At 71.6% G+C, this 23,399-nt stretch carries 22 protein-coding genes; 16 read left to right on the forward strand and 6 right to left on the reverse strand.

Annotation, left to right across the window (positions count from 1 at the left end; all coding sequences use genetic code 11):
* Positions 1-54 precede the first annotated feature (54 nt).
* The 6 genes from ACFZDI_RS27680 (at position 55) to ACFZDI_RS27705 (ending at position 6,070) form a co-directional block, all read left to right on the forward strand.
* Positions 55-828, forward strand: a complete 774-nt coding sequence (locus ACFZDI_RS27680) for an IclR family transcriptional regulator (protein ID WP_234849529.1) — start codon at positions 55-57, stop codon at positions 826-828.
* 3 nt (positions 829-831) lie between these two features.
* Complete coding sequence (locus ACFZDI_RS27685; protein WP_234849528.1) at positions 832-1,305, forward strand: GNAT family N-acetyltransferase; 474 nt, start codon at positions 832-834, stop codon at positions 1,303-1,305.
* Between the two features lie 80 nt (positions 1,306-1,385).
* Positions 1,386-2,393 carry a hypothetical protein gene (locus ACFZDI_RS27690; protein ID WP_391254016.1) on the forward strand — a complete coding sequence of 336 codons (1,008 nt, stop codon included), beginning with the start codon at positions 1,386-1,388 and terminating at the stop codon, positions 2,391-2,393.
* A complete protein-coding gene (locus tag ACFZDI_RS27695; protein WP_234849526.1) occupies positions 2,390-3,643 on the forward strand; it encodes a sensor histidine kinase in 1,254 nt (417 codons plus the stop codon). The genes ACFZDI_RS27690 and ACFZDI_RS27695 overlap by 4 nt, the downstream gene beginning before the upstream one ends.
* Positions 3,644-3,877: 234 nt before the next feature.
* Positions 3,878-4,540, forward strand: coding sequence for a response regulator transcription factor (locus ACFZDI_RS27700; RefSeq protein ID WP_234849943.1), 663 nt, complete (start codon positions 3,878-3,880; stop codon positions 4,538-4,540).
* 75 nt (positions 4,541-4,615) lie between these two features.
* The gene (locus ACFZDI_RS27705) at positions 4,616-6,070 is read left to right on the forward strand and encodes a penicillin-binding transpeptidase domain-containing protein (RefSeq protein WP_391254512.1); all 1,455 of its coding nucleotides are present in this window, start codon (positions 4,616-4,618) and stop codon (positions 6,068-6,070) included.
* 107 nt (positions 6,071-6,177) lie between these two features.
* On the opposite strand, the gene ACFZDI_RS27710 is transcribed toward ACFZDI_RS27705, so the two are convergent.
* Complete coding sequence (locus ACFZDI_RS27710; RefSeq protein WP_391254018.1) at positions 6,178-7,635, reverse strand: solute carrier family 23 protein; 1,458 nt, start codon at positions 7,633-7,635, stop codon at positions 6,178-6,180.
* Positions 7,636-8,412: 777 nt separating this feature from the next.
* Here ACFZDI_RS27710 and ACFZDI_RS27715 point away from each other — a divergent pair.
* Positions 8,413-10,632: a family 43 glycosylhydrolase gene (locus ACFZDI_RS27715; protein ID WP_391254019.1), complete on the forward strand. Its 2,220-nt coding sequence runs from the start codon at positions 8,413-8,415 to the stop codon at positions 10,630-10,632.
* A gap of 3 nt (positions 10,633-10,635) precedes the next feature.
* Here the strand turns inward: ACFZDI_RS27715 and ACFZDI_RS27720 are convergent, their stop codons facing one another.
* From ACFZDI_RS27720 to ACFZDI_RS27730, 3 genes are all read right to left on the reverse strand, one after another.
* A complete protein-coding gene (locus ACFZDI_RS27720; RefSeq protein WP_391254021.1) occupies positions 10,636-10,779 on the reverse strand; it encodes a hypothetical protein in 144 nt (47 codons plus the stop codon).
* Positions 10,776-11,939 carry a Gfo/Idh/MocA family oxidoreductase gene (locus tag ACFZDI_RS27725; protein ID WP_391254023.1) on the reverse strand — a complete coding sequence of 388 codons (1,164 nt, stop codon included), beginning with the start codon at positions 11,937-11,939 and terminating at the stop codon, positions 10,776-10,778. Before ACFZDI_RS27725 ends, ACFZDI_RS27720 begins: the two co-directional genes overlap by 4 nt.
* A gap of 228 nt (positions 11,940-12,167) precedes the next feature.
* Positions 12,168-12,767 (reverse strand): TIGR03086 family metal-binding protein, encoded by a 600-nt coding sequence (locus ACFZDI_RS27730; RefSeq protein ID WP_391254024.1) that lies wholly within the window; start codon positions 12,765-12,767, stop codon positions 12,168-12,170.
* Positions 12,768-12,911: 144 nt separating this feature from the next.
* On the opposite strand from ACFZDI_RS27730, the gene ACFZDI_RS27735 reads away from it, so the two are divergent.
* Positions 12,912-13,367: an SRPBCC domain-containing protein gene (locus tag ACFZDI_RS27735; protein WP_391254026.1), complete on the forward strand. Its 456-nt coding sequence runs from the start codon at positions 12,912-12,914 to the stop codon at positions 13,365-13,367.
* A gap of 88 nt (positions 13,368-13,455) precedes the next feature.
* Positions 13,456-14,694: an MFS transporter gene (locus ACFZDI_RS27740; RefSeq protein WP_391254028.1), complete on the forward strand. Its 1,239-nt coding sequence runs from the start codon at positions 13,456-13,458 to the stop codon at positions 14,692-14,694.
* Here ACFZDI_RS27740 and ACFZDI_RS27745 read toward each other — a convergent pair.
* Positions 14,631-15,797 carry a hypothetical protein gene (locus ACFZDI_RS27745; protein WP_391254030.1) on the reverse strand — a complete coding sequence of 389 codons (1,167 nt, stop codon included), beginning with the start codon at positions 15,795-15,797 and terminating at the stop codon, positions 14,631-14,633. The two genes, ACFZDI_RS27740 and ACFZDI_RS27745, sit on opposite strands and share 64 nt — an antisense overlap.
* Before the next feature lie 19 nt (positions 15,798-15,816).
* On the reverse strand, positions 15,817-16,758 hold the full coding sequence (locus ACFZDI_RS27750; protein WP_391254032.1) for a 5-dehydro-4-deoxyglucarate dehydratase: 942 nt from the start codon (positions 16,756-16,758) through the stop codon (positions 15,817-15,819).
* A gap of 235 nt (positions 16,759-16,993) precedes the next feature.
* On the opposite strand from ACFZDI_RS27750, the gene ACFZDI_RS27755 reads away from it, so the two are divergent.
* The 7 genes from ACFZDI_RS27755 (at position 16,994) to ACFZDI_RS27785 (ending at position 23,396) form a co-directional block, all read left to right on the forward strand.
* On the forward strand, positions 16,994-17,803 hold the full coding sequence (locus ACFZDI_RS27755) for an NAD-dependent epimerase/dehydratase family protein (RefSeq protein WP_391254033.1): 810 nt from the start codon (positions 16,994-16,996) through the stop codon (positions 17,801-17,803).
* A 312-nt stretch (positions 17,804-18,115) separates the two neighbouring features.
* A complete protein-coding gene (locus ACFZDI_RS27760; protein WP_234849954.1) occupies positions 18,116-18,883 on the forward strand; it encodes a DeoR/GlpR family DNA-binding transcription regulator in 768 nt (255 codons plus the stop codon).
* A gap of 98 nt (positions 18,884-18,981) precedes the next feature.
* Positions 18,982-20,355: an extracellular solute-binding protein gene (locus ACFZDI_RS27765; protein ID WP_391254036.1), complete on the forward strand. Its 1,374-nt coding sequence runs from the start codon at positions 18,982-18,984 to the stop codon at positions 20,353-20,355.
* Positions 20,352-21,293 carry a carbohydrate ABC transporter permease gene (locus ACFZDI_RS27770; RefSeq protein WP_234849956.1) on the forward strand — a complete coding sequence of 314 codons (942 nt, stop codon included), beginning with the start codon at positions 20,352-20,354 and terminating at the stop codon, positions 21,291-21,293. Before ACFZDI_RS27765 ends, ACFZDI_RS27770 begins: the two co-directional genes overlap by 4 nt.
* Positions 21,290-22,114 carry a carbohydrate ABC transporter permease gene (locus tag ACFZDI_RS27775; RefSeq protein ID WP_234849957.1) on the forward strand — a complete coding sequence of 275 codons (825 nt, stop codon included), beginning with the start codon at positions 21,290-21,292 and terminating at the stop codon, positions 22,112-22,114. Before ACFZDI_RS27770 ends, ACFZDI_RS27775 begins: the two co-directional genes overlap by 4 nt.
* Positions 22,111-23,100 carry a zinc-dependent alcohol dehydrogenase family protein gene (locus ACFZDI_RS27780; RefSeq protein ID WP_234849958.1) on the forward strand — a complete coding sequence of 330 codons (990 nt, stop codon included), beginning with the start codon at positions 22,111-22,113 and terminating at the stop codon, positions 23,098-23,100. The genes ACFZDI_RS27775 and ACFZDI_RS27780 overlap by 4 nt, the downstream gene beginning before the upstream one ends.
* Before the next feature lie 74 nt (positions 23,101-23,174).
* Complete coding sequence (locus ACFZDI_RS27785; protein WP_234849959.1) at positions 23,175-23,396, forward strand: hypothetical protein; 222 nt, start codon at positions 23,175-23,177, stop codon at positions 23,394-23,396.
* Positions 23,397-23,399: the final 3 nt, after the last annotated feature.

Genomic DNA, 23,399 nt, shown 5'->3' on the forward strand with positions numbered 1-23,399 from the left:
GATGATGAATACGCTGTGGAGACTATTTCCCGTCCAACGAAGGGGTCAAGGGCGATGTCGGCTGGCGAGACGGGCGGCGGGGCGCAGGTCAAGTCCGCGGTGCGAACGGTTGAACTGCTCGAATACTTCGCCGGACGCCCCGGCATGCACAGCCTCGCGGCGGTCCAGGAGGCCGTCGGATATCCCAAGTCCAGCCTCTACATGCTGCTGCGCACCCTGGTCGAGCTGGGCTGGGTGGAGACGGACGCGACGGGCACGCGGTACGGCATCGGGGTGCGGGCGCTGCTCGTGGGCACGTCGTACATCGACGGTGACGAGGTCGTCGCGGCGGCCCGCCCGACCCTGGACCGGCTCTCGGACGACACGACCGAGACGATCCACCTCGCCCGCCTCGACGGCACGAACGTCGTCTACCTCGCCACCCGCCAGTCGCAGCACTACCTGCGCCCCTTCACCCGGGTCGGCCGCCGGCTGCCCGCGCACTCGACGTCCCTCGGCAAGGCCCTGCTGAGCACGTACTCGGACGAGCAGGTCCGCAAGATGCTCCCGGAGACGCTGCCCGCGCTGACCGAGCACACCATCACCGACCGCGAGAAGCTCATCGAGGAGCTGCACCAGGTGCGCGAGCAGGGCTTCGCCGTGGACCGCGAGGAGAACACCCTGGGGCTGCGCTGCTTCGGTGTGGCGATCCCGTACCGCACGCCGGCGCGGGACGCGATCAGCTGCTCGGTGCCGGTGGCCCGGCTGACCCCGGCGCACGAGCAACTGGTCAAGGACGCGCTCTTCGACGCACGGGACCGGCTGACACTGGCCACCCGTAGGCTCTGAGGCATGAATGTCGAGCTGCGCCAGGTCCACGACAGCGATCTGCCGGTCTTCTTCCGGCAGATGAACGACCCCGAGTCGCTGACCATGGCGGCCTTCACCCCGGAGGATCCGACCGACCGGGCCGCCTTCGACACCCGCTGGTCTCGGATGCGCTCGTCGCCCGATGTCGTCATCCGTACGGTCCTGGCCGACGGGGACGTGGTCGGCAGCGCGGGGGTGTACGGGGTGCCGGGTGAGCGCGAGGTGACGTACTGGGTCGACCGCGCGTACTGGGGCAAGAGCATCGCCACCCAGGCGCTGCGGGCGCTGCTCGCCGAGGTTCCCGAGCGTCCGCTGTACGCGCGTGCGGCGTCGGACAACGCGGGGTCGCTGCGGGTGCTGGAGAAGTGCGGGTTCCGCGTCGTGGCGACGGCCACCGGCTACGCGGCCGCCCGCGGTGCCGAGATCGAGGAGAAGGTGCTGATGCTGGAGGGCTGAGCCGCCCTCCCCCGCCCGGCGGAGACGGATCGTCGCCGGGCATGAGGCGCCCGCGGCCGCCCGCGCGGGAGCCTGATCGCATGACGCAGTCGCTCGCTCCGCTCACCGCCCCGCGCCCGGCCGCCGGTCCCGGCCGCACCCGGCGGGTCCTCCGTGCCGTCGCCGTCGTCTCCTGTGTGCCGTACCTCGCCCTCAAGGCCGCCTGGGTCGCAGGGAGTCACGTCGGGATCCCCGAGGGCAGCCCGCTGCTCGACGACCGTCTCACCATGGCCGCGATCAACGGCCTCTCGGTCCTGCTGGACAGCGCGGTGATCGTGCTGGCGCTGGTGCTGACCCGGCCGTGGGGGCTGAAGGTGCCCGCGTGGCTGCTCGCGTTCCCGGTGTGGGTCGCGACCGGGCTGCTCGCGCCCGTCATGGCCGGGTTCCCGGCGCAGCTGGTGGTGCGGGCGTCCCGCGGGGGCGGCGCCTCGTCGGCGGGCCGTGAGGCCTTCTTGGACGAGTGGGTGTTCACCGTCGTGTACACGGGTTTCATCGCGCAGGGTCTCGCCCTCGGCGGGCTCTTCGTGCTCTACGCGCGCGACCGCTGGGGGCGGTTGTGGTGCGGGCGGGTGTGGGACCTGCCGGTCGGCGCCGTCGGGCCGGCCCACCGGGCCCTCGCCGTGGCCGCCGCCGTGCTCGCCCTGCCGCCGCTCACTCTCCACGCCCTGTGGGCCTGCGGCGTCCCCGCCGGGCTCAGCACGGGCCGGGCGGCGGGCCGGGGCGGTGAGTTCTACGTGCTGGAAGCCCTGTTCGTCGTGTTCCTGCTCGCGGCGGTCGGCGGCGCACTGCTGTTGGCCTTCCGGCGCGGCCGGGCCCTGCCCGTGGCGGTGCCGCTCGCGCTCGCCTGGGTCGGTTCGGGGGCCGTGGCCTGCTGGGGCGGCTGGCTGACGCTGGCATCCCTCGGCGGTCCGGCGGACCTCTCCGACCGTGCCACACCGCTGATGAACCTCGCCTACTGTGGCCAGATGCTCGTCGGCCTGCTGGTCGCCGCCATCGGCGCCTACCACTTCGCGGAGCGCTCGGCCGGGGCCGCGCGGCGGGCGGCGTGAGCGCAGTCGCCCGGCTGCTGTTCGGCCGACGGGCGCGCCTGCGCTGGATCCATCTGATCCTCGGCGGTGCGCTGGCCATGCCGTACGTCCTGGTCGGCTCGGTGGTCATCGGCCCGGTCACCGGCTCCGACGACGTCTTCGGCTCCTTCCCCCTGCAACTCGCCTCGTTCGGCCTGGGTCTGCCGCTCGCGGCCGTCACCTCCCTGTTCCCGCTGACCCGGCCGCTGGAGTCGGGCGCCGTGCGCTGGCTGTGCGGGGTGGACGCGGAGCGGCTCGCCTCCGGGCCGGCGCGCACGCGAGGCGAGAAGGGCCGTACGGCCGCGTGGTTCACGCTGCATCTGGGGTTCGGCGGGATCATCGCGGGGATGTCGCTGGCGCTGCCGCCGTTCGCCGTCACGCTGATCGTGCTGCCGCTCCTCGTGGGGGTGCGCGGCGACCGGCTCGGGTTGCCCGAAGTCTTCGACCATGCCTGGGTGTTGGCGCTCGCCCCGGTCGTGGGGGCGCTCTCGCTCGTGGCCCTCGCCGGCTGTGCGGCCGGGTGCGGCGCGCTGCTGGCCCGTTGGGCGCCCCTGCTGCTCGGCCCCACGCCCCGGGAGCGGCTGGCGGCGGCCGAGGCGCGGGCGGCCGACCTCGCCGTGCGCAACCGGCTGGCGCGGGAACTGCACGACTCCGTCGGCCACGCCCTGAGCGCGGTCACCCTGCAGGCGAGCGCGGCCCGCCGGGTCCTGGACTCCGACCCGGAGTTCGTCCGCGAGGCCCTCGCCGCGATCGAGGAGACGACCCGGCGTACGGTCGGTGAACTCGACGCCGTGCTCTTTGTGTTGCGCGAGGGCGACGCCCCCGGCACGGCCCCGGGGCCGACCCTTGCCGCCGACCTCGACGGTCTGCTGCGGCGCACACGGGCGGGGGGACAGCGGGTGAGCGCCACGGTGGACGCCGACCCGGAGGCGCTGCCACTGCTGCTGTCCCGTGAGGCCTACCGCATCGTGCAGGAGGGGCTGAGCAACGCCCTCAAGCACGCCGGTGAGCGGGCCGCCGTGGAGGTGCGGATCGCGGTGGCGGGCGGGGAGCTGGAGATCACCGTGGAGAACCCGGTGACCGGCCCCGCCCCCTCCCGCACCGGCGGCGGCCACGGCCTGCGGGGCATCGCGGACCGGGCGAGGCTGCTGGGCGGCACGGCCACGGCGGGAGCGACCGCCGCACACACCTGGCGCCTGCACGCACGCCTGCCGCTGAGGGGGCCGGCGTGAGAGGGGCCGCTCGCCAGGACCCGCCCGACGCGTCCGCAGAGAAGGACGGGCAGTGGAGGCCCGCCCGACCCGTCCAGCGAGAAGGACCGGCACGGGAGGACCCGCCCGACCCGTCCCGCAGGAGAAGGACGGGCACGGGAGGACCCGCCCCGACCCGTCCCGTCCCGTCCCGTCCCGCATGAGTGAACCCGCATGAGTGGACCCGTGTGAGTGACCCCGTATGAGAGGCCCCTTATGTCCCGCCCCGATCCGATCCGTGTCGTTCTCGCCGACGACGAGCGCATGGTGCGCACCGCGCTGCGCGCCATCCTCTCCGCCGAGCCGGACCTGGAGGTCGCGGGCGAGGCCGCCACGGGTGCCGAGGCGGTGGCGGCCGTGCGGGAGCTGCGGCCGGACGTCGTCCTCATGGACGTCCGGATGCCGGAGACCGACGGGATCCGCGCCACCGAGCAGATCCTCGCCACGATGGACGACCCGCCCAGGATCGTCGTCGTGACCACCTTCGAGAACGACTCCTACGTGTACGACGCGCTGCGTGCCGGAGCCGCCGGGTTCCTGCTGAAACGGGCGGACGCCGACGCGCTGGTGCAGGCGGTCCGGCTGGTGGCGCGCAGCGACAGCCTGCTGTTCCCGGCGGCCGTGCGCACCCTCGCCACCGAGCACGCCCGTGCGCACCCCGCACCGCCGGCGTGGGTGGCGAAGCTCACGGGACGGGAGGGCGAGGTGCTGCGGCACATGGCGCGGGGCCTGACCAACGCGGAGATCGCCCGCCGGATGGAGGTCGGCCCGGCGACGGTGAAATCCCATGTCGCGGCGGTCCTGGCCAAGACCGGCACCCGGGACCGGACCCAGGCGGTGATCGCCGCGTACGAAGCCGGGTTTCTGAACGGCGGATGAGAAAACCGGCCTCTGGATGAGAAACCGGGACGGACGGGAACGATCCGCCCGGTGCGGTTCGTCCTCCTGTTCGGAATGAACAAGACGATCAGGCGCGCTTCGGTCTTCTCGCTGCTCTTGGTACTGGCTCTGCTGGTCAGGGCGACCTGGGTGCAGTTCTACGAGGGCCGGGCGCTGGCAGACGACAAGGACAACCGGCGGAACGCGATCGAGACGTACTCGGCGCCGCTCGGCAACATCATCGTGGGCGGCCGGTCGGTCACCGGCTCGGCGCCGACGAAGACGGGCGACCTGAGGTACAAGCGGACGTACACGGACGGCCCGCTGTACGCGGCGGTGACGGGTTTCGCGTCGCAGGCGTACGCCCCGACTCAGCTGGAGGGCATCTACACCGATCTGCTCAACGGCACGGACAGCCGGCTCAAGTCCGTGCTGGACACGCTCACCAATCAGCGGGCCGAGCCGGGCAACGTGGTCACGACCATCGACCCGGGCGTGCAGAAGGCGGCCTACGACGCGCTCGGTGACAAGAAGGGCGGGGCCGTCGCCGTCGACCCGAAGACCGGGAAGATCCTCGCGGTCGTGTCGACGCCGTCGTACGCCCCCTCCTCCCTGACCGACGCCAACACGGCGGGGTCGGCCTGGAAGAAGCTCACCACCGACCCGGACAAGCCGCTGGTCAACCGCGCGCTGCGGCAGCCGCTGCCGCCCGGTTCGACGTTCAAGCTGGTCGTGGCGGCGGCCGCGCTGGAGGACGGGCTGTACTCGTCGGTGGACGAGAGGACGGACAGCCCGGACCCGTACACGCTGCCCGGCACCAGCCGGGACCTGACGAACGAGAACCCGAACGCGCCCTGCACCGACGCGACCATCCGTACGGCGCTGGAGTACTCCTGCAACAACGTCTTCGCCAAGATGGCCGTGAAGCTGGGCCAGGACAAGGTGAAGGCGATGGCGGAGAAGTTCGGCTTCAACGACGACGCGCTGGATGTGCCGGTCCGGGCCTACACGAGCGTCTATCCGTCGGACATGCACCCGTCTCAGACGGCCCTGACGGGCATCGGCCAGTTCGACGTCACGGCCACGCCGCTGCAGATGGCCATGGTGTCGGCGGCCATTGCCAACGGCGGCAAGCTGGTCTCGCCGCACATGGTCTCGCAGATCACCGACAGCGGGGGCGATGTGCTGGAGGACTACGACGACGCCGGTTCGAAGGAGATCGTCAGCTCCTCCACCGCGGAGCAGTTGCAGTCGGCGATGCAGACGGTCGTCAGCAAGGGCACGGGCACGAACGCGCAGGTACCGGGCGCGACCGTGGGCGGCAAGACGGGTACGGCCCAGCACGGCGAGAACAACAGCCAGGTGCCGTACGCCTGGTTCACCTCGTACGGCAAGTCCGACTCCACGGGCAAGGAGGTTGCCGTGGCGGTGGTCGTGGAGCAGTCGAGCGCGGCCCGCTCGGAGGTCAGCGGCAACGGGCTCGCGGCGCCGGTCGCCAAGGCGATGATGCAGGCGGCACTGAAGGACTGAGCCGCCGCCACTGAACCTCCGCCGCCGATACGCCGTCTGTACGGACGAGACGGGCCGCCCCCTTCCCCCCGGGGGCGGCCCGTCCTCGTGTCACCGCGCGTCCGGCGTCACTTCGCGCCCAGGAGCTGCTCGATCGGGTCGATCGCGAAGTACACCAGGAACAGCGCCGAGGTCCCCCACAGCAGCCAGTGCACCTCCTTGGCCTTGCCGAGCACGGTCTTGATGACGACGTAGGCGAGGAAGCCGGCGCCGATGCCGTTGGTGATGGAGTAGGTGAACGGCATCACGGCGATGGTGAGGAACGCGGGGATGGCGATGTCGTAGCGGTCCCAGTCGATGTGCTTGACCTGGGTCATCATCAGGAAGCCGACGGCGATCAGGGCCGGGGCGGCGGCCTGGAGCGGGACGATGGTGAGCAGCGGGGTGAGGAACAGCGCGAGGCCGAACAGGCCGCCGGTGACGAGGTTGGAGAAGCCGGTGCGCGCGCCCTCTCCGACACCGGCGGCGGACTCGATGTAGGAGGTCGCCGAGGAGGCGGAGGCCGCACCGCCGGCCACCGCGGCGGCACCGTCGATGAGCAGCACCCGGCCGAGGTTCGGGACCTTGCCCTCGTCGTCGAGCAGGCCCGCCTCGGCGCTGATGCCGACGACCGTGCCCATGGTGTCGAAGAAGTCGGACAGGATCAGCGTGAAGATCAGCAGGACGACGGTGATGACGCCGACGCCGGGGGCGCTGAAGGCACCGAACAGGTCGAAGTCGCCGAGGAGCCCGAAGTCGGGGGTGTCGACGAGCTTGTCCGGCCAGGCGGGCGTGGTGAGGCCCCAGGACTTGATGTCGGCGAGGGAGTCGATGACCACCGCCAGCGCGGTCATGGTGACGATGCTGATCAGGATGGCGCCCTTGACCTTGCGGGCGAGCAGCCCGATCGTCAGCAGCACACCGAGGCAGAAGACCAGCATCGGCCAGCCGGCGAGGGTGCCGGTGCCGCCCAGCTGAACGGGCACGGTGGTGTTCGCGGCGTCGGGGATGCGGCTGACGAACCCGGCGTCGACGAAGCCGATGAAGGCGATGAACAGGCCGATGCCGACGCTGATCGCCTGCTTGAGCGGCTGGGGTATCGCGTGCATGACGGCCTCGCGCAGACCGGTCACCACCAGCACGCAGATCAGCAGGCCTTCGAGGACGATCAGGCCCATCGCGTCGTCCCAGCTCATGAGCGGGGCGATCTGGAAGGCGACCACGGCGTTCAGGCCGAGTCCGGCGGCGAGCGCGAGGGGCAGGTTGCCGCCGACGCCCATGACGATCGTCATGACGGCGGCCACCAGGGCGGTGGCGGTGGTGAGTTGGACGGCGTCCAGCTGGTGCCCGAACTTGTCCTTCGCGCTGCCCAGAATGATGGGATTCAGGACAAGGATGTAGGCCATCGTGAAGAAGGTGGCGAAGCCGCCGCGGATCTCCCGGCCGAAGGTGGACCCTCGCTCGGAGACCCTGAAGAACCGGTCGACGCTGTTCGCCGCCGGTGGCGCGGCGTCGGACCGGTCGGCCACCTTCTGTGATTCGGACATGGCGCGTGCTCCTCGATGCCTGGGTGATCGGTGTGCGGATGCTGGCTGGATTGTCGTCGTGTTGAACCACGTTCAGGTTTTCTTCGTGTTACGAAATCGAAGTCCGGCCCGCCATACGCTGTTCGAAGCTCCGTACGAACCATCCGTCGATCGCTGCTACGCTTCCCGATCTCGTCCGGGCCTCCCCCCGGATGGTCACATGTCATCTACATGACAGCCACAGGGTGCGCCGGCCGGGAGCGCCCGTAGCCGCTGGAGGAGAGGTCGCCCGTGGGTCTTCGACGGCAACAACACCGGCAAGGAGCCCAAGGAGCCGACGCCGCCCGGGCCGGACGGCGAGGCCTGCAAGTTCACGGCCTGCGACATCGGCTACCAGTAGGGCCTCGTCCCCAGTGACTCCGGTCGGCCCTCGTCCCCCCTTGGGCCGACCGGAACCGCCGGGTGTCCGACCCCCCAGTCGGACACCCCGGCACCTCGGCCGTCCGGAGCCCCCCTCCGGACGGCCGGACGGTAGCGGCCGAGCCCCCCTCGGCCGGCCGGCAGGACGCCCCCGCCGATACGCACCGGCGGGGGCGTCGCCGTATCCGCCGCGGGCTACGAACCCGGTCGCCGCAGCCCCGCAAAGACGTTCCGACTCACGCACCGGCACCCCCGAGTGTCCCGAAAGTTTTCGGAAACTGCGGCCTCACGCAGACCCGTTGACGCGCTGCGCCCCCTCCGGTGAAACTCCGAGGGCCACTATCGAACAGAACCCCCCACACTCCGACAGGAAGTGTCATGCGCCCCCGCATCGCCCGCACGCTCCTGCTCCCGTTCCTGGCCTTGGCCGGTCTCCTCCTGGCCTTCCTCACGGCACCGCCCAGCACCGCGGACCCGGGAGCCCCACCCGTGAAGCACAGCAGCACGTACGCCGGTTATCTCTTCGCCTACTTCACCGGTGAGGGCACCGCCGACGGCGAGCAGATCCGCTACGCCCTCAGCCGCGGCAACGACCCGCTGCACTGGCGTGAGCTGAACGCCGGAAAGCCGGTGCTGACGTCCACGACCGGCGAGAAGGGCCTGCGCGACCCGTTCGTCATCCGCTCCCCCAAGGGCGACACGTTCTACCTGATCGCCACCGACCTGCGGATGTACCAGAACTCCAGCGGCAGCTGGGACGACGTCCAGCGGCACGGCAGCAAGTCGATCATGGTCTGGGAGTCCACCGACCTGGTCCACTGGACCGAACAGCGCCTGGTGAAGGTCTCCCCCGACAACGCGGGCAACACCTGGGCCCCGGAGGCCTACTGGGACGACGACCTCGGCTCGTACGTCGTCTTCTGGGCGTCGAAGCTGTACGCCGACGACGACCCGGACCACAAGGGCGACACGTACAACAAGATGCTGTACGCGACCACGAAGGACTTCCGCACCTTCAGCGAGCCGAAGGTCTGGAACGACCCGGGCTACTCGGTGATCGACTCCACGGTCGTGAAGGACAAGGACCAGTACTACCGCTACACCAAGGACGAGCGGGACCCGAGTTCCTCCAGCCCCTGCTCGAAGTTCATCACCGGCGAGAAGTCGACCTCGCTGACGTCGACGACGTACGACCTGGTGGCCGACTGCATCGGCAAGGGCGCGATGGACCGCGGCGAGGGCCCGACGGTGTTCAAGTCGAACACCGAGAAGAAGTGGTACCTGTTCATCGACGAGTACGGCGGTCGCGGCTACGTGCCCTTCGAGACCACCGACCTCGCCTCCGGCAGGTGGACCCCGTCCACGAACTACCAGCTCCCGGCGAGCCCCCGGCACGGCACCGTCCTGCCGGTGACGCAGCAGGAGTACGACCGTCTGCTGGCCGCCTACCCCTCCACCCCCGCCTCGGTCGTGGACGCGACGGCCGGGCACCAGAAGGGCTACGCGATCGTCACGGACAGCGCCTCGAAGGTCGTCCTGCCCATGGAGCCGGACGCCGGACTGCGGAGCCTCGCCCCGAGGCTGTGGGTCGGTGCGGGCGCGAAGCTGAGCCCGAAGTCCGGCACCCGGCGCGACTTCCGCACGCCGCAGAAGTACACGGTGACGGCCGCCGACGGCAGCAAGCGCACCTGGACGGTCGAGGCGGTGCCCACCCGCAGTCCCCTGCTGCCGGGCCTGAACGCCGACCCCGACGTGCACTACCTGAACGGCCGGTACTGGATCTACCCGACGACGGACGGCTTCCAGGGCTGGAGCGGCACCAGGTTCAAGGCGTACTCGTCGAAGGACCTGGTCGACTGGAAGGACCACGGCGTCATCCTCGACCTCGGTCCTGACGTGAGCTGGGCCGACAAGAACGCCTGGGCCCCCGCGATCGCCGAACGGAACGGCACGTACTACTTCTACTTCTGCGCCGAGCAGCAGATCGGCGTGGCGGTGGCCGACTCCCCCGCCGGCCCCTTCAAGGACGCGCTCGGCAAGCCCCTGGTCGCCAAGGGCGGTGCGCTGAAGGGCCAGATGATCGACCCGGCGGTCTTCACGGACGACGACGGCCGGGCCTACCTGTACTGGGGCAACGGCCACGGCTACGTGGTGCCGCTCAACGACGACATGGTGTCCTTCGACGCCTCGAAGGTGAAGGACACCACCCCGGACGACTTCCGCGAGGGCTCCTTCGTGATCAAGCGGAAGGGCACGTACTACTTCATGTGGTCCGAGGACGACACACGCAGCGAGAACTACCACGTGGCGTACGCGACGGGTCCGTCCCCGCTCGGCCCGTGGACCAAGCGCGGGACGATCCTCGAGAAGCGGCCCGAGTACGGCATCCTCGCCACCGGCCATCACTCGGTGGTCAACACCCCGGGCACCGACGACTGGTACATGGTCTACCACCGCTTCGCCCTCAACGGCCCCGGTCTGCCGGGCGGCGACGGCATGCACCGCGAGACGACCGTCGACCGCATGGAGTTCGCGGCCGACGGCACCGTCAAGCCCGTGGTGCCGACGCTGGAGGGGATCGAGCCGGTACGGCGGTGAGCCTCACAGGTACGGCATCGGCTTCCCACTGCGAGCAAGCCCCTGCGAGAGAAGGGTTTTCCGCCGGGCCGGCGGCTCGGGCCGGGTGACGTGGCGGCCGACCGGCCGGCCCGTGACGCGCAGGACCGTCGTGCCGTTGCCGGTCATGGGGTGCTCACCTCGTTCGACGGGCGCGTCCAGGGGGCGCCGAGCTCGGAGTAGAGGGAGAGGGTGTCGGCGGCGGCCGCGACGAACCCGTCGATGCCGGGGACGGCCCGGCGGTTCTCGCCGGGGACGCGGTGCCAGGCGGTGTCCGGCAGGGGCTCAGGGTCGGGGGCGGTGCGGATGGCCTCGACGACCTTCATGAACGCGCCGGTCTCGTCCGGCGGGACGAGCAGGTCCGCGCCGGTGGTGAGGTGGTCGACGAGGTTCTCCAGCAGGTCGGTGCGGCCGTGCTCGGACTCCTCCGGGCCGTGTCCCGCGCGCTGGAGCAGCACGCGGTCCTGCTTGTACCAGAAGGTGATGCGGCCGCTGCTGCCGTGCACCAGGACGTACGGCTCGTCGGCTTCCTCGGCGCACAGGGTCGCGGCGACCGTCACCGGGTGGCCCTGGGCGGTGGTGATCCGGACGCAGGAGGTGTCGTCGGACTCGATGGCGTTGGCGCGCAGCAGTTCGGTCTCGATGCCGGTGACATCCTCGGCGCGGGTGCTGGCGCCCAGGGCGAGGGCGGTGGCGACGGCGTGGGCGAGGGGGTTGGTCAGCGCCCCGTCGATCACGTCGACGCCGTTCAGCCGTCGTTTGCCCGCCCAGGGGGCCCGCTTGAAGTAGTCCTCGTCGCGCACCCAGGCACCGGCCCCGCCGAGGCCGACGAGCCGCCCGATCGCGCCCTTCTCGATCAGCTCGCGCACGGCCGTCAGGGCGTGTGACCCCAGCGACTGGAAGCCGATCTGGCAGACGACCCCGGCCTCGGCCACCCCGTCGGCCATCCGGCGGAACTCGGCGTAGGAGGGGGCGGGCGGCTTCTCCAGGAGGAGGTGCACCCCACGTCCGGCCGCCGTCAGCGCGAGGTCGGTGTGGGTCGGGATGGGGGTGCAGATCACGGCGATCCGCGCGCCGGTGGCCTCCAGCAGGGCTCCGAAGTCGGCGGACTGCTCGGGCGTGCCCAGGTCGCCGAGTTCCTCCTCGGTCAGCGGCGTCAGTTCGCAGACGCCGACGAGCCGTACGAGGCCCTGCCTCTGGAGCCGGCGGATGTTCTCGACGTGCCAGCGGCCGTGACCGCGGGCACCGGCGAGGACGAGGGGCAGCGGGGTGCTCGCAGGGGTGTTCATGGCGTCGATGATGCGGCCGGTCCCCGGAAGCCTCCCCGCCCCCGCGCCGCGGGCCACCGCCCGGTCGGCCTGCCGGGCGCCGGTGCCGAGGTGTTCCGCGTCGGAACGGGACGAGCGACGGATGTGTCGGCGATGTACAGCGGCAGCGTCGTGGTCTCGCCCGCGGGTCCGCCGCCGGTCAGGGTGTAGAGCAGGTCGACGTTGCCAAGGGGGACAGGGCGGCGCGTTCTACGCGGAGCGCGTCCACCGCGGGTCCCGCCCGCTCAGCCCGATCGCGCGGTCCAGCAGGGGCGCGTCCGCCTCGACGGTGACGACCGGACCGAAGACGGCGCCGCGCCCGGGGTCGTCGACGGAGGCGGCGAGGAAGTCGTGGCAGACGCGCAGTGCGGCCGGGTCGGGGCTGTAGGGCTGTCCGGTGGCGCGGGCCAGGTCCCAGCCGTGCACGACCAGTTCGTCGGTGGCGACGAGGCCGGCGACCTCGCCGGGCAGGTCGACGCCCCCGGCCCGGGTCATGCCGGTCCGGGCGGCCGGGTCGCGCCAGGCCTCGCCCAGTTCGGCGAGTAGGTCGGGCAGCTCCTCGCGCCAACCGGGGGCGAGTTCCGGCAGCGCGGAGCCCGGGCTGGTGTCGGTCGTGGCGCCGAGGTCCTTGCGGGCGGCGTCCCGGAAGGCGGCGGCCAGCCCCGCCAGGTGGCCGAGCAGATGCCGCACCGCGTACGCGGGGCAGGGCGTCGGATGGGCCAGCTGTTCGTCGGTGACGCCCGCCACGAGCTGCGCCACGGCCTCCGTCTGTGGGCCGAGGTCGAGGATCGTCCCGGTGGTGTCGGTCATACCTGCTCCTCAGAAGTGCGGTCCTGGGAGGGTGGACCGGCGCCGGCCGCGGAACTCATCGCTTCGGGATCGTGGACCCCGGCCGGCCTCCCTAAAATGTGCGGAGGGGTTGTTCCGGGCACCTTCGGTGGCGGGTGGTGCGTCATGGCACAGGACGGCGAGCTGAGACTGCATCTGGAGTGCGAGCTGGCGGACGAAGCCACGCGCGTGTTCCGGGAGCTGACCGACCCCGTGGAAGTGGCGCGCTGGTGGGGCCCGGACGGGTTCAGCACCCCGGGCGTGGAGATCGACCTCCGCCCCGGTGGCGCCTACCGCATCGCGATGCAGCCCCCGGAAGGCGAGCTCTTCCACCTGGTGGGCGAATACATCGACGTCGATCCCCCGGTGGGCCTGGCGTACACCTTCCGCTGGGAGGACCCCGACCCCGAGGACCGGGAGACCGTGGTGACGCTGTCACTGTTCGACACCGACGTCGGACGGTCCCAGCTCATCCTCGACCAGGGTGACTTCGCCACCGAGCGGCGGCTGGCCCTCCACGAGGAAGGCTGGATCCAGGGCCTCGGCAAGCTCGGGGAGATGCTCGCCTCGCGAGGGGACTGATCACCGCCTCCCGCCTGCCCCGTTCTGGCGGGAACTAAGGCACCTTCCCGATCCCTCGGCAGGGCCCTTAGCCCCACGATGGCCAGGTATGACGACCAAGACGACCTGGCCCCTCGTGCGCGTCCTGGGCGACCGCGACGCCGGGCTCTACCTGTGCGGCGTGGTGGTCTCCGGCTTCGGCACCTCGGCCCTGTGGCTGGCGTCCGGGGTGTGGGTGAAGGACCTGACCGGCTCGGACGGCCTGGCCGCGCTGTGCATGCTGGCCATGTGGCTGCCGACCCTGGCCGGCCCGCTGCTGGGCACCCTCGCCGACCGCGGCCGCCGCAGACCCCTGCTGATCGGCACGAACCTGCTGCCGGCCGCCCTCCTGCTCACCCTCCTGGGCGTCGGCACCACGGCCGACCTGTGGCTGCTGTACGCGGTGCTGTTCGTGTACGGCGCCACGGGCGTCGTCCACGACGCCGCCGAGTCGGCGCTCGTGGCGACCGCGATCGAACCGTCCCTGCTCGGCGACTTCAACGGCCTGCGCATGACCGCCAACGAGGCCATGAAGCTCCTGGCCCCGCCGGCGGGCGCGGGCCTCTACGCGGCGTACGGCGGTCCGGGTGTCGCCCTCCTGGACGCGGCGACGTTCGTACTGGCCGCGGGGCTGTACGCGATGCTGCGGGTGCGGGAGAGCAGGCCGGCCCGGCCCACCGGCAGCGGTCGGCGGCGCACCATGGCGGGCGCCCGGCATCTGTGGGCGCACCCCGTGCTGCGCCCCCTGGTCCTGGCGGGGGGCGTCACGATGCTGTGTGCCGGCCTGAACGGGGCCATGGTGTACGCCGTCGTCGACGACCTCGGGCACTCCCCCACGTACACCGGCGTGCTGTACGCCGTGCAGGGCGCCGGTTCCCTCGTGGTCGGGCTGCTCTGCGGCCCCGGCCTGCGCCGGCTGGGGACGCGGCGCTTCGCGGCGTCCGGCGTCGCCCTGCTGGCTCTGGCGACGGCGCTGCGGGCGGTGCCGTGGGACCCGGTGGCACTGGTGTGCGGCGCGGCGATCGGCATGGGGCTGCCCGCGGTGCTGATCGCCGCGCTGACGTCCGTGCAGCGTGAGACGCCGGGCGCGCTGCTGGGCCGGGTCACTGCCACCGCCCACACCCTGGTGTACGCGCCGAACGTGGTCGGGCTGGCCGCCGGAGCGGCCCTGGTGGAGCTGGTGAGCCACCGACTGGTGCTGGTGGCCCTGGGCGTGGCCCTGCTGGTGACGGCGGTCGCGCTGGGTCAGAGCCCGGCGAGGGCGGAGCGGACGGCCCCCAGGTCGCCGTCGGACGCCAGCCCGGCGTGATACAGCCGCAGTTCGGTGGCCCCCTGCCGGCGTGCTTCGGCGGCGTCGGCGGCGAGGGTGCCGGGGCTGCCGCCCATGCCCGCGACGACGGGGAAGTGGGCGGCGATGACCGCGCCCGCGCGGTCCTGCCGCGCGAACGGTGTCAGTGTGCCGGTGCCGCCCGCGCAGGGCACCACCACGCCGTCCGCCACGGAGAGGATGTGCGCCGGATCGACCCCCGGGTTGGCGCCGACGTGGTACGAGACCGGATCCGCGTGCAGCAGCACCTGGAAGCCGTCGGGAGCGGCGTCCCGGACCGCGGCGACGGCCTGCTCCTGGAGGGTGCGGGCGGTGTCGTCGCGGTACGCGCGCGTGGTGTGCGCGAGGGACTCGCCGAGGAGCTTCTCGATGCCCGGCCAGCCTCCGTCGGACGGCGCCGCCCCTTGCCACACCGGCTCCAGCGCGGCCCGTACTGCGGTCGCCAGCTCGTCGGGGTCGAGGCCGTGCCGGCCGTAGCCCTCGCGGCAGGACGGGCAGAAGCACAGCGCCATCAGGTACTGCCCGGCCTCCCCGAGTCCGACGCCGCCGGTCTTGTCGTGGGCGTGCAGATGCTGCAGGCCGTACCAGCCGAGGGACTCCAGCTCGGTGCCGCGCGCCCCGGGCCGGACGGCCGCCTCGGCCGCCAGGTCGGTCAGGTAGGCACGCGTGGCGGGCTGTGCGATGCACGGAGCCCAGGGGTAGCGGTCGCCGTAGGCGTTGACGACCGAGGTGCCGGGGTGCTCGGCGCCGAGGCGGGAGTTGTGCGCGAGGACGACCCAGGTGTGCACCTCCAGTCCCGCTCCGGCGAGGGCGGCGGCGGCCTCACCGAAGGCGTCGCCGGGGGCCCAGTCACCGGCCGGGTAGGGGCGCGGCTCCCGGCCCTCCCAGCGGTCGCCCGCCGGGTACAGCACGGCGGCGTGCTCGGCGGTGACGATGCGGTGGCGCGGGTGGCGGGGTGTGAGGGCGCGCGTGGAGTGATAGGCGGCGGCGAGCGTCACCTGGGCCACGCCGAGCGCGGCGATCCGCGCGGGTGCCTCCGGGTCGCCGTTGACGTCCCAGGGGTAGACGAATGTCGACGCCTTCACGTGGTCTGCTCCGGCAGCTTCACTTGGTCTCCTCCAGCAGCGCGTAGCCGCGCTCGATCACGTCGGCGAGCTGTTTCACATGGCCCTCGTCCGGTTCGTGCAGCGGGGGCCGCACCTCCCCGACGTCCAGGCCGCGCAGCCGTACACCGGCCTTGACCAGCGCGACCGCGTAGCCGCGGCCTCGGGCGCGCAGTTCCACGAACGGGCGGTAGAAGCCGTCGAGCAGCTTCTCCACGGTGGTGTCGTCGCCGGTCCGCAGGGCCTGGTGGAAGGCCAGAGCGATCTCCGGGGCGAAGCAGAACACGGCGGACGAGTAGAGCGTGACGCCGAGGGCGCGGTAGGCGAGCTGGGTCAGCTCGGCGGTCGGCAGGCCGTTGAAGCAGAGGAAGTCGCCAGGGGCCTCGGTGCGGACGGCGCTGACGACGCGCTGCATGAGGTCGAGGTCGCCGAGCCCGTCCTTGAGGCCGATGATCCCGTCCGTGCGGGCGAGCCCGACGACCGTCTCCGGGGTGAACACGGCGTTGTCGCGCTGGTAGACGATGACCGGCAGGGCGGTGGCGGCGGCCACCTCGCGGTAGTGCCGCAGCAGCCCCTCCTGCCCGGCGACGACGAGGTAGGGCGGCATGGCGAGCAGTCCGTCCGCCCCGGCGGCCTCGGCGAGGCGGGCGTAGCGCACGGCGAGCGCGGTGCCGTACCCGGCGCCGGCGACGACGGGCACACGCCCGTCGGTGGCCTCGACGGCGACCCGTGCACAGGCCTCGAACTCCTCGGGTGTCAGCGCGTGGAACTCGCCGGTGCCGCAGCAGGCGAACACGGCGGCGGCTCCGGCCTCTACCCCGCGCCGGACGTGCGTGCGGAAGGTGTCGAGGTCCACGGAGCCGTCGGGGCCGAAGGCGGTGACCGGGAAGAACAGCGGTCCGCTGGGGATGCCGAGTCGAGCGGCGAGAGGGGCTGACGTCACGAGCTCTCCCGGTTCCATATTCATGATTGGCGTCCATATTTCTGAACGTCTCCACGCTAGGGCGCCCCCTTGCGCCGGTCAAGCGCGCACACCCGCGACACACCTGCGTATTCACTCCCTCCGCGCCCTGCTTGACGGGCTCCGGCCCGCCTCCTTAGCGTGTCCACGGATATGAATACTGTGCGCTCATGTGTACGATGGCGCACAGTACGGCCGCGATCAAGGAGATCCGTGGATGCCCGCTCCCCGCACCGTCCTGCTCACCGGAGCCGCCGGCGGCCTCGGCACCCTGATGCGGGACCTGCTCCCGGCCTACGGCTACGACCTGCGCCTGCTGGACCTGCGGCCGGTCGAGGGCGAGCCCGACGCGATCACCGCCGACCTGGCCGACCGGGGCGCCGTGCGCGAGGCCGTCCGGGACGTCGACGCGGTCCTCCACCTCGCGGGCATCTCCCTGGAAGCCCCCTTCGAGAAGATCCTCAAGGCCAACATCGAGGGCACCTACCACCTGTACGAGGCCGCCCGCGAGCAGGGCGTCGGCCGGATCGTCTTCGCCTCCTCCAACCACGCCGTGGGCTACACCCCGCGCCCCCGGGGCGACGACCCCCTCATCCCGGTCGACACCCCGCGCCGCCCGGACACCTTCTACGGCCTTTCCAAGTGCTTCGGGGAGGACCTCGCGCAGTTCTACTGGGACAAGCACGGCCTGGAGACGGTCTCGGTACGCATCGGCTCCTGCTTCCCCGAGCCGACCAGTGTGCGCATGCTCTCGGTGTGGATGAGCCCCGCCGACGGCGCCCGCCTCTTCCACGCGGCCCTGACCGCCGAGCACGTCGGCCACACCGTCGTCCACGGCTCCTCCGCCAACACCCGCCTGTGGTGGGACCTCGGCACCGCCCGGGCCCTCGGCTACGAACCGCAGGACGACTCCGAGCCCTACGCCGAGAAGCTCATCGCCGAGCAGGGCGATCTGCAGGACGGCAACGAGGCGCACGCCTACCTCGGCGGCCGGTTCGTGACGGACCCGCCGATCTGGCCGTACTGACCGAAAACGATCGCCACGGAGGAGGGCGGGCACCGAACGGGCCCGCCCGCAGCCCTGTCCGGGCACGGACCGTGTCCCGGCCGTAGGCGCGACAGGACCACGCCAGGGGCGCGGGGAACTGCCCGACCAGCCACGACGCACCCGCGGCCGCCGCACCCCACACCACCCGAGCCGAGGGGGCCGCCCCGCCCGAACGGGCACACGCGGGCAGCATCGGGCCCGGATCAGGCCTGGTCACCCCGCACCACCCGCTGTAGAACTTTCCCCCAGGAGGCCCGAACGGGCAGACAGCACAGCAAGGCGGGTGAGCCCATGACCAGAACCGCGGAAGAACGCCAGCGGGAGATCGTACGGACCGCCCGCACCACCGGCTCGGTCGACGTCACCACGCTCGCCGCGGAACTCGGCGTCGCCAAGGAAACCGTACGAAGGGACCTGCGCGTCCTGGAGGACCACGGCCTGCTCCGCCGCACCCACGGCGGCGCCTACCCCGTGGAGAGCGCCGGCTTCGAGACGACGCTCGCCTTCCGCGCCACCAGCCACGTCCCCGAGAAACGCCGGGTCGCGGCCGCCGCGGCCGAACTCCTCGGCGACGCCGAGACCGTCTTCGTCGACGAGGGCTACACCCCGCAGCTCATCGCCGAAGCACTCCCCCGGGACCGGCCGCTGACCGTGGTCACCGCGTCCCTGCCGGTCGCCGGCGCCCTCGCCGAGGCCGAGCACGTCTGCGTGCTGCTGCTCGGCGGCCGGGTACGGCGCGGCACCCTCGCCACCGTCGACCACTGGACGACGAAGATGCTGGCCGGCTTCGTCGTCGACCTGGCGTTCATCGGCGCCAACGGCATCTCCCGCGAACACGGCCTCACCACCCCCGACCCGGCCGTCAGCGAGGTCAAGGCACAGGCCATCCGGGCCGCCCGGCGTGTGGTCTTCGCCGGCGTGCACACCAAGTTCGGAGCCGTCAGCTTCTGCCGGTTCGCCGAGGTCGGCGCGCTGGAGACGATCGTGACGAGCACCCTGCTCCCGGCCTCCGAGGCCCACCGCTACTCGCTGCTCGGACCGCAGGTCATCCGCGTCTGATCCACTCCTCCCCCCGTCCCACCGGGCGCAGCCGCGCCCTGTCGCGCCCCTTATCTCCCCATACCTTCTTGTCTCCCCATACCTTCCAGGAGCGATCCATGCGAACCCAGAGCCGACGACGGCCACCGCGAGCCCCGCTCGCCCTGGCCGCCGCAGGGACGCTGCTCGCCCCGCTGCTCTCCGGCTGCTGGGTCGGCGCGGGCGGGGCCGGATCCGGCGGCGACGCCATCAACGTCCTCATGGTCAACAACCCCCAGATGGTCGAGCTGCAGAAGCTGACCCGCGCCCACTTCACCCGGGAGACGGGCATCAAGGTCAACTTCACGGTCCTGCCAGAGAACGACGTCCGCGACAAGATCAGCCAGGACTTCGCCAACCAGGCCGGCCAGTACGACGTCGCCACCCTGTCCAACTACGAGATACCGATCTACGCCCGCAACGGCTGGCTGCGCGAGATGAACTCCTACGTCGCCGAAGACCCCGGCTACGACGAGCAGGACGTCCTCAAGCCGATGCGCCAGTCCCTCAGCGGCGACGACGGCAAGCTCTACGGCCAGCCCTTCTACGGCGAGTCGTCGTTCCTGATGTACCGCAAGGACGTGTTCGAGAAGAACGGCCTGACGATGCCCGCGCACCCCACCTGGCAGCAGGTGGCGGACCTCGCGGCGAGGACGGACGGCGCCGAACCGGGCATGAAGGGCATCTGCCTGCGCGGCCTGCCCGGCTGGGGCGAGGTCATGGCCCCGCTCACCACGGTCGTCAACACCTTCGGCGGCACCTGGTTCGACCAGGACTGGAAGGCACAGCTCGACTCCCCGGCCTTCGAAAAGGCGACGAAGTTCTATGTCGACCTGGTCCGTGAGCACGGCGAGTCCGGCGCCGCCCAGTCCGGCTTCGCCGAGTGCCTCAACAACATGACCCAGGGCAAGGTCGCCATGTGGTACGACGCCACCTCCGCGGCCGGATCCCTGGAGGCGGCGGACTCCCCCGTGAAGGGCAAGGTCGGCTACGCCCCCGCCCCCGTCGAGAAGACGAAGTCCTCCGGCTGGCTCTACACCTGGGCCTGGGGCATCCAGCAGGCCTCCCGCAACCCCGACAACGCCTGGAAGTTCGTCTCCTGGGCGTCCGGCAAGGGCTACGAGCAGCTGGTCGGCGACCGGGTCGGCTGGTCGAACGTCCCGGCCGGAAAGCGGGCGTCGACCTACGCCAACGCCGACTACCGCAAAGAGGCCGCCGCCTTCCAGGAGATGACCAAGGAGGCCATCGAAGGCGCCCGGCCCGACGATCCCGGCGTCCAGCCGCGGCCCGCGCCCGGCATCCAGTTCGTCGGCATCCCCGAGTTCACCGACCTCGGCACCAAGGTCTCCCAGGAGATCAGCGCGGCCATCGCCGGACGCCAGTCCGTCGAGTCGGCCCTGACGAAGTCCCAGGCGCTCGCCGAGAAGATCTCCGAGGAGTACGAGGGACGATGACCGCCACGACAACGGCCCCCGTGGCCTCCCCCGAGATACCCGGCCCCGTCCGCCGGCCCTCCGCCCGGCTGCGTGCCTGGGCCACCCGGGCCCCGCTGCTGCCCGCCCTGATCTTCATGATCGTCGTCACCCAGCTGCCCTTCGTGGCCACACTGGTGATCTCCTTCTTCGACTGGAACGCCCTCTATCCCGACGCCCGGCACTTCACCGGCGTCGACAACTACCAGGAGGTGCTCACCGACCCGGACCTGCGCCACTCGGTGGGGACGACGGTGCTGCTGACGGTGGCGGTGGTCCTGGCCAGCCTCGTCCTCGGACTCGTCCTCGCCTTGCTGCTGGACCGGAGGTTCCGCGGCCGCGGCATCGTCCGCACCCTGCTCATCGCGCCCTTCCTGGTGGTGCCGGTCGCCGCGGCCCTGCTCTGGAAGCATGTGCTCTACAACCCTGAATACGGCCTGCTCAATGGACTGTTGCACTATGTGGGCGGCCCACAACCCGACTGGATCTCGAACACCCCGCTGCTCGCCGTCGAGGCGTCCCTCGTCTGGCAGTGGACGCCGTTCATGATGCTGATCCTGCTCGCCGGACTGCAGAGCCGCGACCACGAGCAGATCGAGGCGGCCCGGGTCGACGGCGCGAGCGACTGGCAGATCTTCGTCCATCTGACGCTGCCGCACCTGCGCCGCTACCTCGAACTGGGCGCCCTGCTGGGCTCGATCTACATCGTCCAGAACTTCGACGCGGTCTTCACGATCACGTCCGGCGGCCTCGGCACCGCCAACCTCCCCTACACCGTCTACCAGAGCTTCTACCAGGCCCATGAGAACGGCCTCGCCTCGGCCGCGGGCGTCCTGGTGGTCATCGGCTCGATCGTCATCGCGACCTTCGCCCTGCGCGTGGTGTCGTCCCTGTTCCGCGAGGAGGTGTCCCGCGCATGAGCGTCGTACGCCGTAACGGCCTGGGCCTGCTGGCCTGGCTGGCCGGGATCGTGTTCTTCCTGCCCATCGCGTGGATGGCGCTGACGTCGTTCCACTCGGAGTCCGACGCCGCCACCAACCCGCCCTCCTTCGCGGCCGCCCTCACCCTGGACGGCTACAGGGAGTTCTTCGGCGCCGGCGGCGGCGCCAGCCCCTGGCCCGCCCTGATCAACTCCACGGTCGCCTCCGTGGCCTCGACGCTGCTGGTCCTGCTGCTGGCCTTCCCGGCGGCCTACGCGCTGTCGATCAACCGGGTCCGCAAGTGGACGGACGTGCTGTTCTTCTTCCTGTCCACCAAGATGCTGCCGGTCGTGGCGGGCCTGCTCCCGATCTACCTGTTCGCCAAGAACGCCGGGATGCTCGACAACATCTGGCTGCTGGTCGTGCTCTACACCTCCATGAACCTGCCGATCGCGGTGTGGATGATGCAGTCCTTCCTCGCCGAGATCCCGGTCGCGGTGATCGAGGCGGCGAGGGTGGACGGGGCCCGGCTGCCCACGGTCCTCGCGCGCGTGGTCGCCCCGATCTCCCTCCCCGGTATCGCCGCGACCGCCTTGATCTGCTTCATCTTCAGCTGGAACGAGCTGCTGTTCGCCCGGGTGCTCACGGGCGTGGTCGCCGAGACCGCCCCCGTCTTCCTGACCGGTTTCATCACCAGTCAGGGCCTGTTCCTGGCGAAGGTGTGTGCCGCATCGCTCGTCATCTCCCTGCCGGTGCTCGCCGCGGGGTTCGCCGCCCAGGACAAGCTGGTCCAGGGCCTGTCGTTGGGAGCCGTGAAATGAAGGCCGCCGTCATCGAGTCCGTGGGCAAGGCCGTCGTCGCCGAGGTCCCCGACCCGGCGCCCGGCCCGCGGGAGGTCGTGGTCGAGGTCGCGGCCTGCGGCCTGTGCGGAACCGACCTGCACATCCTCCAGGGGGAGTTCGCCCCGAAACTGCCGATCGTGCCCGGGCACGAGTTCGCCGGCGAGGTCGTCGGGGTGGGCACCCGGGTCACGGAACTCTCGGTGGGTGACCGGGTCGCGGTGGACCCGTCCCTGTACTGCTACGAGTGCCGCTACTGCCGTACCGGCCACAACAACCTCTGTGAACGCTGGGCCGCGATCGGCGTGACCACGGCCGGAGGCGCGGCGCGGTACGCGGTGGCCCCGGTGGCCAACTGCGTGAAGCTCCCCGAGCACGTCCGCACCGAGGACGCGGCGCTCGTCGAGCCCCTGTCCTGCGCGGTGCGCGGCTACGACGTGCTCCGCTCGCGTCTCGGCGCGCACGTGCTGATCTACGGCTCCGGCACCATGGGCCTGATGATGCTGGAGCTGGCCAAGCGCACCGGCGCGGCGAGCGTGGACGTCGTCGACGTGAACCCGGCCCGCCTGGAGACGGCCCGCCGCCTGGGCGTCTCGGCGTCGGCGGCGAACCCCGACGAACTGGACCGCCCGCAGGGCTGGGACCTGGTCGTCGACGCCACCGGCAACGCGGCGGCCATCCAGGACGGTCTGGACCGGGTGGCCAAGGCCGGCACGTTTCTGCAGTTCGGCGTGGCCGACTACGCGACCCGCGTGACGATCGACCCCTACCGCATCTACAACCAGGAGATCACCATCACCGGCTCGATGGCGGTGCTGCACAGCTTCGAGCGGGCGGCGGAGCTGTTCGCGGGCGGTGTCCTCGACCCGGAGATCTTCATCAGTGACCGCATTCCGCTGGAGCGGTACCCGCAGGCGCTGGAGCAGTTCGCGTCAGGGGTGGGCCGGAAGATCGTCGTCGTGCCGTAGAGGGACGGGACACCGCGGGCGGGGGCAGACGAAATTCGCTGGGGCGCCTGCCTCCCGCCTCGTACCCTCCCGTCATGCCGAGACCTCATGGATTCGCCTACGAGCAGCACACGGGCGGAACGATCCGCATCAGCCACCACGGCCGCCCCGCCACCACCCTGAACGGCCCCCGGGCCGCGCAGTTCCTCGCCGAGGTCGAGACCTCCGACCCCCAGCTCGTCATGGCCCGCTGGACCGGCAACTACAAGCGCGGCAACGAACGCACCGCCCGCAACCACCCGCGCAACCGCCGCTGACCC

Source organism: Streptomyces sp. NPDC007907 (genome assembly GCF_042959365.1).
Classification (GTDB): Bacteria; Actinomycetota; Actinomycetes; order Streptomycetales; family Streptomycetaceae; genus Streptomyces; species Streptomyces indiaensis.

Coding starts and splice junctions, on each gene's coding strand:
- ACFZDI_RS27680 (WP_234849529.1), top strand. CDS start 55: ATGTCGGCTGGCGAGACGGGCGGCGGGGCGCAGGTCAAGTCCGCGGTG.
- ACFZDI_RS27685 (WP_234849528.1), top strand. CDS start 832: ATGAATGTCGAGCTGCGCCAGGTCCACGACAGCGATCTGCCGGTCTTC.
- ACFZDI_RS27690 (WP_391254016.1), top strand. CDS start 1,386: ATGACGCAGTCGCTCGCTCCGCTCACCGCCCCGCGCCCGGCCGCCGGT.
- ACFZDI_RS27700 (WP_234849943.1), top strand. CDS start 3,878: ATGTCCCGCCCCGATCCGATCCGTGTCGTTCTCGCCGACGACGAGCGC.
- ACFZDI_RS27705 (WP_391254512.1), top strand. CDS start 4,616: ATGAACAAGACGATCAGGCGCGCTTCGGTCTTCTCGCTGCTCTTGGTA.
- ACFZDI_RS27710 (WP_391254018.1), bottom strand. CDS start 7,635: ATGTCCGAATCACAGAAGGTGGCCGACCGGTCCGACGCCGCGCCACCG.
- ACFZDI_RS27715 (WP_391254019.1), top strand. CDS start 8,413: ATGCGCCCCCGCATCGCCCGCACGCTCCTGCTCCCGTTCCTGGCCTTG.
- ACFZDI_RS27720 (WP_391254021.1), bottom strand. CDS start 10,779: ATGACCGGCAACGGCACGACGGTCCTGCGCGTCACGGGCCGGCCGGTC.
- ACFZDI_RS27725 (WP_391254023.1), bottom strand. CDS start 11,939: ATGAACACCCCTGCGAGCACCCCGCTGCCCCTCGTCCTCGCCGGTGCC.
- ACFZDI_RS27730 (WP_391254024.1), bottom strand. CDS start 12,767: ATGACCGACACCACCGGGACGATCCTCGACCTCGGCCCACAGACGGAG.
- ACFZDI_RS27735 (WP_391254026.1), top strand. CDS start 12,912: ATGGCACAGGACGGCGAGCTGAGACTGCATCTGGAGTGCGAGCTGGCG.
- ACFZDI_RS27740 (WP_391254028.1), top strand. CDS start 13,456: ATGACGACCAAGACGACCTGGCCCCTCGTGCGCGTCCTGGGCGACCGC.
- ACFZDI_RS27755 (WP_391254033.1), top strand. CDS start 16,994: ATGCCCGCTCCCCGCACCGTCCTGCTCACCGGAGCCGCCGGCGGCCTC.
- ACFZDI_RS27760 (WP_234849954.1), top strand. CDS start 18,116: ATGACCAGAACCGCGGAAGAACGCCAGCGGGAGATCGTACGGACCGCC.
- ACFZDI_RS27765 (WP_391254036.1), top strand. CDS start 18,982: ATGCGAACCCAGAGCCGACGACGGCCACCGCGAGCCCCGCTCGCCCTG.
- ACFZDI_RS27770 (WP_234849956.1), top strand. CDS start 20,352: ATGACCGCCACGACAACGGCCCCCGTGGCCTCCCCCGAGATACCCGGC.
- ACFZDI_RS27775 (WP_234849957.1), top strand. CDS start 21,290: ATGAGCGTCGTACGCCGTAACGGCCTGGGCCTGCTGGCCTGGCTGGCC.
- ACFZDI_RS27780 (WP_234849958.1), top strand. CDS start 22,111: ATGAAGGCCGCCGTCATCGAGTCCGTGGGCAAGGCCGTCGTCGCCGAG.
- ACFZDI_RS27785 (WP_234849959.1), top strand. CDS start 23,175: ATGCCGAGACCTCATGGATTCGCCTACGAGCAGCACACGGGCGGAACG.